At 71.6% G+C, this 14,864-nt stretch carries 17 protein-coding genes; 6 read left to right on the forward strand and 11 right to left on the reverse strand.

Annotation, left to right across the window (positions count from 1 at the left end; genetic code table 11):
- Positions 1-26: 26 nt before the first annotated feature.
- The 9 genes from VP06_RS20620 to VP06_RS20660 all read right to left on the reverse strand — a co-directional run bounded on the left by VP06_RS20620 (position 27) and on the right by VP06_RS20660 (position 7,991).
- The gene (locus VP06_RS20620) at positions 27-1,067 is read right to left on the reverse strand and encodes a hemolysin family protein (protein ID WP_048465657.1); all 1,041 of its coding nucleotides are present in this window, start codon (positions 1,065-1,067) and stop codon (positions 27-29) included.
- A 33-nt stretch (positions 1,068-1,100) separates the two neighbouring features.
- Positions 1,101-1,568 carry an rRNA maturation RNase YbeY gene (ybeY, locus tag VP06_RS20625; protein ID WP_048465682.1) on the reverse strand — a complete coding sequence of 156 codons (468 nt, stop codon included), beginning with the start codon at positions 1,566-1,568 and terminating at the stop codon, positions 1,101-1,103.
- An 83-nt stretch (positions 1,569-1,651) separates the two neighbouring features.
- Positions 1,652-2,782: a PhoH family protein gene (locus tag VP06_RS20630; protein WP_048465658.1), complete on the reverse strand. Its 1,131-nt coding sequence runs from the start codon at positions 2,780-2,782 to the stop codon at positions 1,652-1,654.
- Positions 2,783-2,793: 11 nt separating this feature from the next.
- Positions 2,794-4,188 carry a tRNA (N6-isopentenyl adenosine(37)-C2)-methylthiotransferase MiaB gene (gene miaB, locus VP06_RS20635; protein WP_048465659.1) on the reverse strand — a complete coding sequence of 465 codons (1,395 nt, stop codon included), beginning with the start codon at positions 4,186-4,188 and terminating at the stop codon, positions 2,794-2,796.
- 68 nt (positions 4,189-4,256) lie between these two features.
- Positions 4,257-5,126 (reverse strand): lysophospholipid acyltransferase family protein, encoded by an 870-nt coding sequence (locus VP06_RS20640; RefSeq protein WP_048465660.1) that lies wholly within the window; start codon positions 5,124-5,126, stop codon positions 4,257-4,259.
- Positions 5,127-5,326: 200 nt separating this feature from the next.
- Positions 5,327-5,809 carry a GNAT family N-acetyltransferase gene (locus VP06_RS20645; protein WP_048465661.1) on the reverse strand — a complete coding sequence of 161 codons (483 nt, stop codon included), beginning with the start codon at positions 5,807-5,809 and terminating at the stop codon, positions 5,327-5,329.
- Between the two features lie 11 nt (positions 5,810-5,820).
- Complete coding sequence (gene tsaB / locus VP06_RS20650; protein ID WP_048465662.1) at positions 5,821-6,519, reverse strand: tRNA (adenosine(37)-N6)-threonylcarbamoyltransferase complex dimerization subunit type 1 TsaB; 699 nt, start codon at positions 6,517-6,519, stop codon at positions 5,821-5,823.
- A 269-nt stretch (positions 6,520-6,788) separates the two neighbouring features.
- Positions 6,789-7,355 (reverse strand): NifU family protein, encoded by a 567-nt coding sequence (locus tag VP06_RS20655; RefSeq protein WP_048465663.1) that lies wholly within the window; start codon positions 7,353-7,355, stop codon positions 6,789-6,791.
- Positions 7,356-7,487: 132 nt separating this feature from the next.
- Positions 7,488-7,991, reverse strand: a complete 504-nt coding sequence (locus VP06_RS20660) for a universal stress protein (protein WP_048465664.1) — start codon at positions 7,989-7,991, stop codon at positions 7,488-7,490.
- A 489-nt stretch (positions 7,992-8,480) separates the two neighbouring features.
- Between VP06_RS20660 and VP06_RS20665 the strand changes: the two genes are divergently transcribed.
- From VP06_RS20665 to VP06_RS20680, 4 genes are read left to right on the forward strand one after another with little or no spacing between them, the layout of a single operon-like run.
- Positions 8,481-9,035: a SiaB family protein kinase gene (locus tag VP06_RS20665; RefSeq protein ID WP_048465665.1), complete on the forward strand. Its 555-nt coding sequence runs from the start codon at positions 8,481-8,483 to the stop codon at positions 9,033-9,035.
- An 11-nt stretch (positions 9,036-9,046) separates the two neighbouring features.
- Complete coding sequence (locus VP06_RS20670; RefSeq protein WP_048465666.1) at positions 9,047-9,433, forward strand: DUF1987 domain-containing protein; 387 nt, start codon at positions 9,047-9,049, stop codon at positions 9,431-9,433.
- Positions 9,430-10,341, forward strand: a complete 912-nt coding sequence (locus tag VP06_RS20675; protein WP_245291253.1) for a GGDEF domain-containing protein — start codon at positions 9,430-9,432, stop codon at positions 10,339-10,341. The genes VP06_RS20670 and VP06_RS20675 overlap by 4 nt, the downstream gene beginning before the upstream one ends.
- Positions 10,338-12,005 (forward strand): SpoIIE family protein phosphatase, encoded by a 1,668-nt coding sequence (locus VP06_RS20680; RefSeq protein WP_197093244.1) that lies wholly within the window; start codon positions 10,338-10,340, stop codon positions 12,003-12,005. The genes VP06_RS20675 and VP06_RS20680 overlap by 4 nt, the downstream gene beginning before the upstream one ends.
- Before the next feature lie 48 nt (positions 12,006-12,053).
- Here VP06_RS20680 and VP06_RS20685 read toward each other — a convergent pair whose 3' ends face one another.
- Positions 12,054-12,341 carry a GCG_CRPN prefix-to-repeats domain-containing protein gene (locus tag VP06_RS20685; protein ID WP_197093245.1) on the reverse strand — a complete coding sequence of 96 codons (288 nt, stop codon included), beginning with the start codon at positions 12,339-12,341 and terminating at the stop codon, positions 12,054-12,056.
- A gap of 281 nt (positions 12,342-12,622) precedes the next feature.
- Here VP06_RS20685 and rplS point away from each other — a divergent pair, with 281 nt between their 5' ends.
- Positions 12,623-13,024: a 50S ribosomal protein L19 gene (rplS, locus tag VP06_RS20690; RefSeq protein WP_048465667.1), complete on the forward strand. Its 402-nt coding sequence runs from the start codon at positions 12,623-12,625 to the stop codon at positions 13,022-13,024.
- Positions 13,025-13,141: 117 nt separating this feature from the next.
- On the opposite strand, the gene VP06_RS20695 is transcribed toward rplS, so the two are convergent.
- Positions 13,142-13,513 (reverse strand): hypothetical protein, encoded by a 372-nt coding sequence (locus VP06_RS20695; RefSeq protein WP_245291254.1) that lies wholly within the window; start codon positions 13,511-13,513, stop codon positions 13,142-13,144.
- A gap of 122 nt (positions 13,514-13,635) precedes the next feature.
- Between VP06_RS20695 and VP06_RS20700 the strand changes: the two genes are divergently transcribed.
- A complete protein-coding gene (locus tag VP06_RS20700) occupies positions 13,636-14,856 on the forward strand; it encodes a GNAT family N-acetyltransferase (RefSeq protein WP_048465668.1) in 1,221 nt (406 codons plus the stop codon).
- The last annotated feature ends 8 nt before the right edge of the window (positions 14,857-14,864 follow it).

A 14,864-nucleotide genomic window follows, 5' to 3' on the forward strand; every position in this document is an offset into this window, starting at 1 on the left:
GCCACGAGAGGGCGCCGCGGGTCGGATCAGGCGGCGGAATCGGCCCGCAGGCCGGCCTCGCCATCGGGCGGCGGCAGGGCCAGGGGCGTGGCGGGCCCTTCGAGCCGGGCGAAGCCGCGATGCATGCGCAGGCGCTTGATCCGCCGCGGATCGGCGTCCAGCACCTCGACCTCGAAATCGCCCGGCACGGCGATGACCTCGCCCCGGGCCGGGACGCGGCCCGCGATGGTGACGATCAGGCCGCCCAGGGTATCGACCTCCTCGGCCGCCTCCCCCACCGCCGCCACGAAATCGACCCCGGTCGCCTCGGCGACGTCATCGAGGCTGGCGCGGGCATCGGCGACGAAGATCCCGCTCTCGCCGTCGACCTTGAGGACGCGGTGGCCCTCGGCCACGTCGTGCTCGTCCTCGATGTCACCGACCACGACCTCGATCAGGTCCTCGATCGAGATCAGACCGTCGGTGCCGCCATACTCGTCGATGACGAGGGCCATGTGGGTGCGGCTGGCCTGCATGCGGGCGAGCAGGTCGATCGCCGGCATGGAGGGCGGCACGAACAGCACCGGCCGCAGGATGCGGGTCGTGGCGAGCGTCGCCGTCAGGTCGACCTCGGCCAGGTTGGGCAGGCGGCCGCCGCCGGCCTCGGCGCGGCTCGCCATGTAGTCGACGAAGTCGCGGATGTGGACCATGCCGCGGGGATCGTCGAGGTTCTCGCCATAGACCGGCAGGCGGGAATGGCCGGCACTACGGAAGACCTTGAGCAGGTTGCCGAGCGCCGTGTCGATCGAGACCGCCACCACGTCGGCGCGGGGGATCATCACGTCGTCGACCCGGACCCGGTGCAGGCTGAGCACGTTCTTGAGCATCGCCTGCTCGACCGGGGAGACCGGGTGGTCGCCGTTCTGCATCTCGGCGAGGGCGTCCGAGAGGCCGTCGCGCTGCGCGTCGCGGGTCTTCAGGTGAAAGATGTTGAGGAGGCGATCATACCAGGGTTCGCGCCCCGGACTGTCGTCTTCCGGGATCGCCTGCGCGGTCGCGGCGGCGCTGCGACTTCGATCGTTGCTCATGTCTCTCGCGTCTGGGGTGAGGACGTCCGCGGCTCAAGCGGCCGCGTCGCCATACGGGTCCGGCACGCCGAGGCGCCGCAGGGCTGCGACCTCCAACGCCTCCATGGCGTCGGCCTCGGCGTCGCCGAGTTCGTGGTCGTGACCGAGGAGGTGCAGCGTGCCATGAACCACGAGATGGGCGAGGTGGTGGCCGAGGGGCTTGGACTGCTCCCCACTCTCGCGCAGGAGTGTGTCATACGCAAGAACCACGTCGCCGAGGAGGCGCAGGCCCCCGCCATGCGGCTGCTCGTTGGGGAAGGACAGCACGTTGGTCGGCTTGTCCTTGCCGCGCCAGGTCCGGTTCAGCTCCTGCACCGCGGCATCGTCGGTCAGGACGATGCTGATCTCGATCGGTCCCTCGGGCGGCACGATGGCCAGCGCCGCCTCGACCGCGCGGGCGACGAACCCGTCGAGATCAGGCGCGACCTCCTCCCAGCGCGGGTCCTCGACGGCGACGTCGATCTCGTTCCCGTCGGCGGTCCCGTGCCCTCGGACCTCGTCCTCTTGCGTTCCGTTCTGTCGGGTCCCGTTCGTCTCGGTCTCGTTCACGGCAGCGGCCCCCGGCGCGACGGCGTCGGCCGCTGGGGCGGCTCGTCGCGATTTTCCTGCGCATCGGCCTCGTAGGCCGTGACGATCCGGCGCACCAGATCGTGGCGCACCACGTCGACGTCGCGAAACGTGACGCGGCCGATGCCCTCGACGCCGTCGAGGATCCGCACCGCCTCGACGAGGCCGGATCTCTGGCCCGGCGGCAGGTCGATCTGGCTCGGATCGCCGGTGACGATCATGCGCGAGTTCTCGCCGAGCCGGGTCAGGAACATCTTCATCTGCATCGAGGTGGTGTTCTGCGCCTCGTCGAGGAGCACCACCGCGTTGGTCAACGTGCGCCCGCGCATGAAGGCGAGCGGAGCGATCTCGATCATGCCAGTCTGCAACCCGCGATCAACGTGGCGCGCCTCCATGAAGTCGTAGAGCGCGTCGTAGATCGGCCGCAGATAAGGATCGACCTTCTCGCGCATGTCGCCGGGCAGGAAGCCGAGCCGCTCGCCCGCCTCGACCGCCGGGCGCGACAGGATCAGCCGCTCGGCATGGCCCTGTTCCAGGAGCGAGACGGCGTAGCCGACGGCGAGCCAGGTCTTGCCGGTGCCGGCCGGCCCCTCGGCAAAGACCAGTTCGTGAGCGCGCAGGGCCTTGATATAGGTGTCTTGCGCGGCATTGCGGGCCCGCACGGCGCCGCGGCGGCGGGTGGCGATCTGGTCGAAGGACGGGCGCTCGCCATTGGCCGGTGCCTCGGCGGGCGAGAACAGGTTGCCCTGGAGCGAGGATTCCTGGATCACCCCGTCGACGTCGCCGAGGCTGAGCGGGACCCCTCCCCCGTCGCGGACGCGGGCATAGAGCAGCTCCAGCACCCGGCGGGCGCGCTCGGTCGAATCGGGCGGCCCCTTGACCACGACATGGTTGCCGAGGGCAGTGGCCACGACCCCCAGGCGCCGCTCCAGATGGGCGACGTTCTGGTCGAACTGGCCGAAGACCAGGCTCGCCAGGCGGTTGTCGTCGAAGGTCAGGGCGACCTCGGCCGCCTCGCTCAGGCCCGCCACCGCCCGGGGGGCGAGGCCACGCTCCCGCACGGGCTCTCGCCCCTTCGGGCCGCGCCCGCCCGCCTCTCCCGTCGCCATCCTGTCGTTCCTCACGCGGCAGCCGGTGCGGCCGCAGGGGCTGTCGTTGCGGCCAGGCCGGCCGTTGCTGGGGGCATCGCCGATTCGCCGATCGCCTCGCCGAACAGGCTGTTCGAGCCGGCCCGGGTGATCCGCACCGGGATCACCGTGCCGATCGCCGCGACATCGCCCTCGATCTGCACCGCCTGGAGATAGGGCGACTTGCCGGCGACCTGGCCGGGATGGCGCCCGGGCTTCTCAAGCAGCACCGGCACGGTCCGGCCCACCGTGGCGTGGTTGAAAGCCTGGCGCTGGCGTTCGAGCAGCTCTTGCAGCTCGGCGAGTCGGGCGCTCTTCACCGCCTCCGGCACCGCGTCGGCGCTCTCCGCCGCAGGCGTCCCGGGGCGCGGGCTGTACTTGAACGAGAAGGCGCTGGCAAAGCCCATATCGGCGATCAGCCGCATCGTCTCGGCATGGTCGGCGTCGGTCTCGCCGGGAAAGCCGACGATGAAGTCGGAGGAGAGCGCAATGTCGGGCCGGGCCGCCCGCACCCGGTCGATCAACCGGCGATAGGTGTCGGCATCGTGCTTGCGGTTCATCGCCGCGAGGATCCGGTCGGAGCCCGACTGCACCGGCAGGTGCAGGTAGGGCATCAGGGCCGGCAGGTCGCGATGCGCCGCGATCAACGCCTCATCCATGTCGCGCGGGTGGCTGGTGGTGTAGCGCAACCGCAGGATTCCCGGGATCGCCGCAACGCGGTGGAGAAGCTCGCCGAGGGTCCAGTCGCGCCCGTCCGGACCGGTGCCGTGATAGGCGTTGACGTTCTGGCCGATCAGGGTCAGCTCGCGGGCGCCGGCAGCGGCCAGCCGCTCGGCCTCCGCCACGATCTTGTCCACCGGGCGCGAGATTTCCGCCCCGCGGGTATAGGGCACGACGCAGAAGGCGCAGAACTTGTCGCAGCCCTCCTGCACGGTCAGGAAGGCCGAGACGCCCGGGGTGCGCCGGGCCGGCAGGTGGTCGAACTTGTCCTCGACCGGGAACTCGGTGTCGACGACCCGGCCCTCCCTGGCCGCCGCCAGCAAAAGCGGCAGGCGGTGGTAGCTCTGCGGGCCCACCACCACGTCGACGCCGGGCGCGCGGTTGAGGATCTCGCGGCCTTCGGCCTGGGCGACGCAGCCCGCCACCACGACCGTCGTGGCGTGTCCGGCCTCCGCCCGCTCGCCCTTCAGCACCCGCAGGCGGCCAAGCTCGGAATAGACCTTCTCCGCCGCCTTCTCGCGGATGTGGCAGGTGTTGAGGACGACGACATCGGCCTCCTCGACGGTGCCGGTCTCGACGAAGCCCTCGCGGCCGAGCAGGTCGACCATCCGCGAGGCGTCGTAGACGTTCATCTGGCAGCCGTAGGATTTGACGAACGCTTTCTTCAACGAACCGGCCCTGAGCGGAGATGATCGGATGCGGCGGGGGCGGCCCGTGCGGGGCCGCGTCCCATCATTTAAGCCGTCGCGGCCGGAATGAGAATAGGCGGCACCTCGTGCGCGGGCTGCGGGATGGGTCCCGGCTCGGGCGCCGGCGGGCGGCCGGTGACCGCCTCCTGCAACGCCCGGCGCACCGTGGCTTCCGCAAGGGCGGTCGCGACCTTGCGGTCGGTCCCGGCCGAAAACGCGATCGGCTGGCCCCAGGTCACGGCCACGTCGATCGGCCCGCGCTCGAAGAACAGCTTGACGCTCGGCCCCAGCTCCATGTCGCCGTACCAGGCGATGTCCGGGCGCTCGGCCCGGGTCAGCGGCAGGCCGTTGCGGCGCGTATAGGCGATGCAGAGCGGCTGGAGCCGCACCCGGTCGAGCCCGCCTTCGGTGATCGCCGCCCGGGCGGCGCCGACGAGCGAGGTGCGGAACGGCAGGAGCCGGGTGCCGTCCCCGGTTGTGCCTTCGGCAAACAGCACGATCAGCTCCCCGGCGCGCAGGCGCCGGCTCATCTCGGTATTGACCACCGCGGTGTGGCGCTTGCGGGCCCGATCGATGAACACCGTGCGCTGGAGGCGCGCGAGCGTGCCGATCACCGGCCAGCCGGCGATCTCGGACTTCGCCACGAAGGAGAGCGGCCGCACCGCCCCGAGGACCGGAATGTCGAGCCAGGAGATGTGGTTGGCGATGACGAGCGCCGCCTCGCCCGGCGCCGGCGGGGTGCCGGTCACGGTGAGGCGCACCTGGAACAGGCGCAGGAAGACCTGATGCAGCCAGACCGGCGCATGCCCGGCGAACCGGCCGCGCCCGAGCTTCAGGGCGAGCCAATGCGGCCCGGCGAGGAGCGCGAAGGTGAGGGCGTAGGCGAGGAGCCGCAGGCCGGCGACGAGATACGTCATGGGTTCGACGGCGGGGCGCTCTGCTCGGAGAGGTATCGGTGCGGGCCGCGCGGTCGGGGCCGCGCTTCGCGCCGCATATCAAGTCCGGCCCCGAGCGTCCACCGCCCGAGCTGCCCCGTCGCCAACAGGGCGGTCCGGGGACGGGCGGGGCCGCAGGCTTCCCCTCTCCCCGCGCCCGTCTTCGACCTGGTCCGGAGTCCCTATCCCAACGCCGCCTGCATCATGATGGCGTTGGCGCGGCCGCCGTCGGGCCTTGCGTAGTAGCTCGCGCGCCGACCGGTCTCGGCGAAGCGGTGACGGCGATAGAGGGCCAGCGCCGGGGCGTTGCCGTCATCGACTTCGAGATGGACCCGGCGCACGCCGGCATCCTCCAGGGCGACGAGATGCGACCGGAGAAGCTGGCGGCTCAGGCCCGCGCCGCGGGAGGCGGGGCCGAGCACGATGGTGAGAATCTCGGCCTCGTCGAGCACCTGGCGCGACAGCACGAAACCGCCCAGCACCGTGCCGAGCATCAGGGCATGGGCGACATGGCCGCGCTCGCACAGCATGCGCTCGAACTCGTCCGCCTCCCAGGGCCGCGCGAAGGCGGTGGCGTGGAGCGCCGCGAGCTCCCCGGCCCGGTCGGCCGAAGTCAGGGGCGCGACATGGGCGGTCGGTGGGGAGCGGAACGGCATCCACTTCATCGGAGTCTCCGTCAGCGGCGGGCGAGGCGGGCATGGTCCTGCGGCTGGGCGTCCGGCCCGCGCAGGTACAGGGGACGGGCGAGCGCCTGGGCCGGGTCGGCGACGAGGCCGAGGGAGGCGACCCAGGCGACGTCGGGGGCGACATGGCCCTCCGGCACCACGGCGTGGTTTCCCAGGGCGGTCGCGGCGGCGGCGAGCGCCGGAGCGGCGGAGCCGGCGAGCGCCGCGGGGCCGTGCCCGAGGAGCCGCACGGCGTCATGCAGGGGCAGCAGGGTCGGCGGCACGGCGATGCCGCCATCCTGGCTCAGGGCCTGGAAATAGACGTGGCCGTGGCGGGCGTCGATCGCGGCGGCGAGCAGGTAGCCCTGGCCGAGGAAATCGTCCTCCGCGGCCAGCAGCGGCGCCAGCAGGGCCGACAGGGTGGTGACGCCAACGACCGGGATGCCGCAGGCGAGACCCACCGCGCGGGCGGCCGAGAGGCCGACCCGCAGGCCCGTATAGGAGCCGGGCCCCACCGTCACGGCGACGCGGTCCAGGCTCTCGAACCCGCCCTCGACCCGGGCGATGACCCGCTCGACGAGCGGCAGCAGCGCCTCGGCATGGCCACGGGCGAGATCCATCGTCTCCTCGGCCAGGGGCTCGGGCGAGTCGTCCGCCATGATGCAGGCCGCGCAGCGCTCGAGCGCCGTATCGATGGCCAGGATCCGCATCACCGTCAGGCTCCGCCCTCTCGCCTTCCGCGGGTTGGAACGCCGCGGCCGGGTCCATGCCGCCGGCCACGCCGGGCCGCTCGTCGGCCCGCCGCTGGAATCCCAGCCTGGCACAGACAGGTTAACACAAGAAGGACCGCCCCGCAGATGCTGGGCGGCCCGGTTCGCTTCAGCCTTTAGATCATCCTCCGCCGGAGAGGAAACCGCCCGGCGGAAGAAACGGTCGTCCGGCACCGCCGATCGCGCGGCGGTGCCGGACCGCCTCGCCTTTACGCGACCGCCTGGACCTCACGCACGTCCGGCAGGAAGTGGCGGAAGAGGTTCTGCACGCCCTGGCGCAGGGTGGCGGTGGAGGACGGGCAGCCCGAGCAGGCGCCCTTCATCTCCAGGAAGACGACGCCATCGCGAAACCCCCGGAAGGTGATGTCGCCGCCATCGCCCGCCACCGCCGGGCGCACCCGGGTCTCGAGCAGGTCCTTGATGGTGGCGACCGTGTCGGCATCGGCCTCGTCGAAGAACTCCTCGGCGGCCTCCTCGGGGGCGTGGCCGGCCTCGAGGACCGGGGCCCCCGACATGAAGTGCTCCATGATGGCGCCGAGCACCGCGGGCTTGACCTGCGGCCAGCCGGGCTCGCCCTCGGCCTTGGTCACCGAGATGAAATCGTGGCCGAGATAGACGCCGGCGACGCCGGAGACGCCGAACAGGGCGCGGGCGAGCGGCGAGCGCCCCGCGGCGGCCTCGTCCCGCGCCTCGAACGTGCCCTCGGGCAACACGACCTTGCCGGGCAGGAACTTCAGGGTGGCGGGGTTCGGGGTGGCTTCGGTCTGGATGAACATCGGTGATCCTCGAGACGTTCTCTGCGCCGGTTCAAGGCCGGCCGGGAACGGCGCGGAGGCTCCTGCGGAGCCGTCGCGCCTGCCCGCAGATGTGGACCCGAACGCGCGAAAGCTCAATGGAGCAGGCCGCGCTCATCCGGCGAGCGCCGTGATCTCCGCCTCGCTCAGGGCGCCGGGCACGATCACGACCGGGACCGGGAAGCTGCCGGCGCTGCGCCCGGCGATCGAGGTGACGAGGGGGCCGGGCCCGTCGCTGCCGGCGGCGGCGCCGAGCACCAGGAAGGCGATGTCCTCGTCGGACTCGATCTGGTGCAGGATCGCGTCGGCGCGCTCACCGGTGCGTACCACCAATTCGGGATCGACGCCCGCGGCCTGCCGCGCCGCCGCCGCCAGGGCCTCCAGGCGCTCCATCGTCTCGGCTTCGGCCTCAGCCCGCATCGCGTCGCCGACGCCGAGCCATTCCATCGTCTCGGGCGGTTCGGCCACCGCCAGCATGACCACACGGGCCCCGAGCCGCGCCGCCCGGCGCACGGCGAAGTGGACGGCGCGGTCGCATTCCGGCGTCTCGTCGACCAGCACCATGAACTTCAGACGATGCCCGGCCTCGAAGGACCGACGCCGCTTGATCCCGACCATGCCCGGACGCGCTCCGCCGACCGGCCGATGCTGCTCCCGCAGGCGGCCGCCCGCAAGGGGGCGCCCGGCGCCGCTTGCGGGCCGCGGTCGCCCTGCGCGGCGCCGCAACCGCGACTCACCGGGACGAATCGGCCGGGGACATCCCGGAAAGGCCCGGCGCCCGCATCCCCGAAAGAGGGCATGGTCGCAGCGCAGCCGAACCGCCCGAAATGTGTCCCAACGGCATGGTCGCCGCCAGCTGCACAACCTGAATGCAAACCGCGGGTTTTTTCAGCATATTCTGGATGGAGAATCACCGTGCGACGATCGGACGGTCCGATTTTCGACGAAGCGAGAGAGGACTTTCCTGCGGCAACGAAGTAACAGTTCGGTGAGCCCATGTGCGCTAACATCTCGGCCGAGAGTGTCGTCCGGCCGCCGTTCAGCCCGAACCGCGTGCGACCGGGGCGACGGGGTCCAGACCGGTGGTGTCCCTGGCGGGAGAGAGCGGTGCTCGCATCTGACTTCCTGGCGTTCCACGAGGCGTCCCGGCGCAACGGGATCATCCTGTCGTTCGGCGGCGACCTGTCCGAGAACGTGCTGTTCTCCCTCGGCGAGGTGCTGAAGCTGCGGATGCAGCAGGGTGCCACCGACGCGGCGGTGTCCAAGCGCGTCTTCTCGATCTTCGTCGAGCAGGCCCAGAACGTCATCCGTTACTCGGCCGACAAGCTCGTGCCGCACGGCTCGCCCGCCGGCAGCATGGTCAGCGCCGGCCTGATCGTGGTCGGGATCGAGGACGGGCGCTTCTTCGTCGCCTGCGGCAACGAGGTGCCGGGCGAGCACGTCACGGCGCTGCGCGCCCGGCTCGATCACCTCGTCGGCCTGTCGGGCGAGGAGTTGAAGAAATACTATCGCGAACGGCTGCGCCAGCCCGCCGACGAGGGCAGCCTCGGCGGCAGCATCGGGCTGATCGAGATCGCCCGGCGCTCCAGCGCCCCGGTCGAGTACGACTTCCAGGCACGCGGCGACGACCGCTGCTTCTTCTGCCTCAAGGCCTTCATCTGAGGCACGCGACGATGGACCGGATCCAGATCCCCGCCACCAGCCGCTCGCCGCTGGTCGATTTCGACTTTCCCGCCGGGCGCCTGCTGCTGCGCGGAGAATCCTACCCCGAGGACGCCGCCGCCTTCTACGGCCCCCTGCTCCAGGCCCTGCGCGCCTGTCTGGAGGAGGAGGCGACGCCGCTGACCTTCGAGGTGGCCCTGTCCTACTTCAATTCATCGAGCGCCAAGGCGTTGATGAATCTGTTCATGCCCCTCGAGGAGGCCGCCGAGGAGGGCCGCGCGGTGACGATCCGCTGGCTCTACGCCGAGGGCGACGACACCATCGCGGAAGCGGGCGAGGATTTTGCGGCAGATTTCTCGCACGCCCAGTTCGAGATGGTGCAGGAGACGACGGCATGACGACCAGGGCGGCTCCGGAGCGTGCGGCGATGACCGACGGTGAGGCTCCCCCGGAGCCTGACACAGGCGAGAAGGGCGACGGGGCCAAGCGACCCGGCGTGCCGGGCAACGTCTTCAGCCTGTTCGACAACGAGGAAGCGATCCTCGACCGGACCGAGGTGATGCTGACCCAGCTCGCCGCCGTGGCGGACGGGGTGAAGGTGCTGGCCGAGGCGTATCGGCGGGGCTACCGCGAGCAGCGCCGGCTGGTGCGGCTGAGCGACCGGATGCAGGCCGACCTTCAGAAGGCCAACAAGCGCCTTGCCGAACAGCAGCGCGACCTGCAATCTCTGAACGAGGCGCTCTCGGGCGAGATCGAGACCAGCGCCCGGCTGGAGGCGGAGCTGCGCCGGCTCGCCGATACCGACCCGTTGACCGGGGCGCTGGCCCGCCGGCGCTTCCTGGAGGTCTGCGCCCGCGACTGGCCGCGCCGCCCGGGGCAGAGGGCGTGCCTGCTGATGCTCGACCTCGACCGGTTCAAGCTCGTCAACGACAGCCATGGCCACGCCGCCGGCGACGCGGCGCTGATCGCCTTCGTGACCGCCTGCCGCTCGGCCCTGCGCTCCCTCGACACGGTCGGTCGGCTCGGAGGCGAGGAATTCGCGGTCCTCCTGGTCGAGACCGACCTTGAAGACGGGGCGGTGATCGCCGAGCGGATCCGCGCCGCCGTGGCGGCGCATCCGGTCGCCACCGAAGGCGGGCCGATCGGCATCACGGTGAGCATCGGCCTCGCGGCCGCCACGCCGGAGGAGAGCGTCCAGGCCACGATGCGCCGGGCCGATGCGGCGCTCTACGCCGCCAAGCACGGCGGCCGCAACCGGGTGGAGCGGGCGCAGACGAGTCCCGCCGCGGCGGACGCCGCCCCTTGAGCGGCGAGCCCCTGGCACAGGGCGCCCCCCGCCGCGGCGGATCCCTGCGGGGCGCCGGGCCGCTGCGCCGGGGCGACGCGCCGGCCGATCTCGGCTTCACCGGGGTACCGACGACGCAGGATGGCGGCGCCGACACGATGCGCCCGGGCGCCCTGCGCGGCGCCGCCCGGGGCCGCAACCTCGACGGCCTCGCCCATACCCTGTTCCTGCGGCTCTCGCCGGTGATCGCCGCGGTGGTGCTGACGACCCAGGTGGTGATCGCCTGGGTCAATTACGGCGACCAGATCCGCCTCTCCGGCGAGCGCGCGCAATTGATGGCGGACATGACCGCCCGGGCCCTCGCCCATCCGGGATGGACCACCGATTACGCCCGCCCGCTCCAGGCCGTCGGGCTCGATCCCGCCTTCCGGTACGCGGTCCTGCGCGATGCCTCGGGGAATGTGGTGGCACGGCTCGGCGAGGAACCGCGAGGCCGCAACTTCGAGCGCATCCAGGTCTCGGCCGAGATCGATCCCGGGACGGCGGCGCAGCCGGCCGGCAGCCTGACCCTGGTCCTGTCGGCGGAGGACCTGCGGGCCAATGCCGAGAAGCAGTTCGTGATGGTCCTCGGGGCCAGCCTGGTGCTGATGCTGGCCTTCGCCCTGGCCCTGCGGCTGGCGGTGGGACGGCACGTGCTGGTCCCCCTGCGCCGGCTCCTCTCCGCCATGGGGCAGGTCGAGCACAAGGAGTGGGTGACGGTCGACCTCGCCGGCCGACGCCGGCCGAGCCGCGAGATCGCCGACATCTCCGCCGCCTTCAACCGCATGGTGGAAGGGTTGCGGAGCGGCGACGAGGCCCGCAACCTGCTGGCCGAGCTGGAGCGCACCCATGCGCGGCTGGCCGAGGCGAACGGCCTGGTGATGGAGAGCCTCGGCTATGCCCGCCGCATCCAGCAGGCGGTGCTGCCGGGGCCCGATGCCACGCTGGGGGAAGCCGGATTCGAGGTCGCGGTCCTGTGGGAGCCGCTCCATGTCGTCGGCGGCGATTACTACTGGATCGAGGAGATCGACGGTCTTGCCATCGTGGTGGTGGCCGATTGCACGGGCCACGGCGTGCCCGGCGCCTTCCTGACCCTGATCGTGGCGACCGCCCTCGACCGGATCCTGCACGACCGGGGCCTGCGCCGGCCGGACGAGATCCTGGCGGTCCTCGACGGCGTGGTGCGGACGCGGCTGCGACAGGACGGGACCGCCTCCGACGGATCGGATGACGGGCTCGATTGCGGGATCTGCGTCGTCGACCGGGCGAACGACACGCTGGATTTCGCCGGCGCCGGCCTCGCCCTGACGGTGCTGGCCGAGGGCGAGACCACCCGGGTCAAGGGCCGGCGCCACGGCCTCGGCTACCGGCGGACCGGGCGGGAGGAACCGTTCGCGGCCATCCGCCTCCCGCTCCGCGACGGCCAGACCTTCTTCCTGATGACGGACGGAGTCAGCGACCAGATGGGCGGCCCGTCCCGGCGGCTCCTCGGCCATCGAGGCGTCGCCGAGATCTTGCGCCGGCATCGACGCCTGTCCCTGGCCGAGCAGGTCTCGGCCCTGGAGGCGGCGCTGGCCGCCCATCGCGGGCCGGAGCCGCGGCGGGACGACATGGCCCTGGTGGCGTTCCGGCCGAGATCCGGTTGAGCGAGGCGGGGATCCCGCAGGAACCCCGCCCGAATCACGCGCCGCCGGTCAGAACCGGCAGACCCGCCGCGGCCCGTAGGGCGTCGGACGGACGAAGCAGCGGCGGCCATAGACCCGCGGCGGAGCGTAAGCGGGACGGCCGTACATCGGCCGGCAGCGACCATAGGGACCGCGGGCGAAGCCGGGGCCGCAGCCCTGGGCGACCTGCGTCACCGGCGCCTCGGGGGCGAGCAGACCGCCGAGGCCGGGCCCGGCCGGGGCGGCGCTCGCGGGTGCGGCCGCGAGACCGCCGAACGCCAGGGCTGCGAGACCGACGATCTTCCAACGCATCAGCATGGCGGAGGGTCCTCAATAGGGTCCGCGGGGCGACGTCGCCCTCGGACACGAGGTTCGTGGAGCGGCGGGCACCGAGAATCTGTGCCACGCCGAGCCGAGATAACACGCTCGGCGCCGTTCGGTTCCTGGCAGGCCGCTCTGCGTCACGAAAATTGCCGTGCCGGCGCGTGTCGACAAATCGCGGCGATTCCTGTAGGGAGCCGGCAACTCACAACAGGACGCCGAAATCCTGACGCCGGATCCCATCCCGGGGCGCGGCGGCGACGGCAGGAGTTTGACCGATGAACATCATCCAGCAGCTCGAGCAGGAGCAGATCGCTCAGCTCAACAAGACGATCCCCGACTTCGAGCCCGGCGACACGGTCATCGTGAACGTCAAGGTGAAGGAAGGTGAGCGCAGCCGCGTTCAGGCCTACGAAGGCGTCGTGATTGCCCGTTCGGGCGGCGGCATCAACGAGAGCTTCACCGTCCGCAAGATCTCGTATGGCGAGGGCGTCGAGCGCGTCTTCCCGATCTACTCGCCGAATATCGATTCGATCAAGGTGGTCCGGCGCGGCAAGGTGCGTCGCGCCAAGCTGTATTACCTGCGCGACCGCCGCGGCAAGTCGGCCCGTATCGCCGAGCGCGCCGAGCGCGGCGCCGAGAAGGGCAAGACCAACAAGAAGACCACCGCTGCGGAGTGACATCCTCAGCGATCACGCTGTGAGTGCCACAAGAGGCCGCCTCCCCTCCCGGGTCGAGGCGGCCTTTTCGTGTCGGCCAGCCCCCGGCCCGCATGTCGGCGACCGGCTGTCGCTCGCTCAGGCCCGGCCGCGCCACCACGCAACCACCCGGAGCCATCTGGCCTCGAGCCACCGGGCCGACCGTTCGAGGGACGGCTTCATGCCCGGCAGATCCTCGCTGAGAAGGGCGAGGCCGAGCGGCAGCATCCATAGGCCGAAGACCGGGAGCACCGCCAGGAAGCCGCCGAGGATCAGCAGCAGGGCGGCCGGGATGCGGACCCAGCGCCGGGACGGGGCACGCAGCCAGGCGATGGACTCCCCCACCCGCCGCGGCAGGAGGTCGAGCAACTGGGCGATCCGGTCGTCCCAGGCTTGCGCCAGCGGGTTCGCGGAACCGTTCGGCACCGCCGCCGGGACTGGCGGGCGCGTGGTGGTGTCGTGATGGATCATGGCAAGACACAAAGCGGCAAGGCGGCCGGACGGTTCCCCACAGCCCCGTCGCGGCGAGGGTCGGCTCCTGCGAGGCCGCGCCGCATTGCCGAGCCCCCGGCCGCGGCCTACCTTCGCGTATCATGGAAAAGACCGGCGAAGCAGGGTGCGGCGCCACCCCGACGACGGGCACCTTGCAGGTCCGCGTCGTCCAGCGCATCTCCGAGATCGCGGCGGCCGAGTGGGACCGCTGCGCCGTCTCGGCCGAATCGCTCGCGGGCGCGGCCGAGAGCCACAACCCCTTCGTCAGCCACGCCTTCCTGTCGGCGCTGGAGGAGTCTGGGTGTGTCGGTGGCCGCACCGGCTGGCTGCCGCTGCACGTCGCCGCCGAGCGCGACGGGCAGGTCATCGGCTACGCCCCCTGCTACCTGAAATCCCACTCGCAGGGTGAATACGTCTTCGATCACGGCTGGGCCGACGCCTTCGAGCGCGCCGGCGGCCGCTACTACCCGAAGCTCCAGGTCAGCGTGCCGTTCACGCCCGTCACCGGCCCGCGCTTCCTGATCGCCCCGGGCGAGGATCCCGAGGAGGCCACCGCCGCCCTCGTCGCGGGGTTGCGGGCCCTGCGCCGGCAGGTCGAGGCGTCGTCGATCCACGCGACCTTCCTGCCCGAGGCGGAGGCCGAGCGGGCCGGCGCACTCGGCTTCCTGCGCCGGGTCGACCAGCAGTTCCACTGGGACAATGCGGGCTACGCCACCTTCGACGATTTCCTCGCCGCGCTGGCCTCGCGCAAGCGCAAGGCGATCAAGCGCGAGCGGCGCGACGCCCTGGCGGCCGGGCTCACCATCGAATGGGTCACCGGCTCGGACCTGACCGAGGCGCATTGGGACGCCTTCTACCGGTTCTACATCGATACCGGCTCCCGCAAATGGGGCCGTCCCTACCTCAACCGGCGCTTCTTCTCGCTCATCGGCGAGCGCATGCCGGAGCGCATCCTGCTGGTGATGGCAAGGCGCGAGGGGCACTACGTGGCCGGCGCCATCAACCTGATCGGCGACCGCGCCCTCTACGGCCGCAACTGGGGCTGCATCGAGGACCATCCCTTCCTGCATTTCGAGGTCTGCTACTATCAGGCGATCGACTTCGCGATTGCCCGCGGGCTCGACCGGGTCGAGGCAGGAGCGCAAGGGGAGCACAAGCTCGCCCGCGGCTACCGGCCGGTCCTCACCCGCTCCGTCCACGACATCGCCGATCCATCCCTACGCGCGGCCATCGCCGATTACCTCGCCCGCGAGGCATGCCACGTCGAGGCGACGGCGGAAGCCCTCGACGAGGCAACGCCGTTCCGGAAAGGCGAGAGCTGACCGGCACC

It is taken from the genome of Methylobacterium aquaticum, from assembly GCF_001043915.1.
GTDB lineage: Bacteria > Pseudomonadota > Alphaproteobacteria > Rhizobiales > Beijerinckiaceae > Methylobacterium > Methylobacterium aquaticum.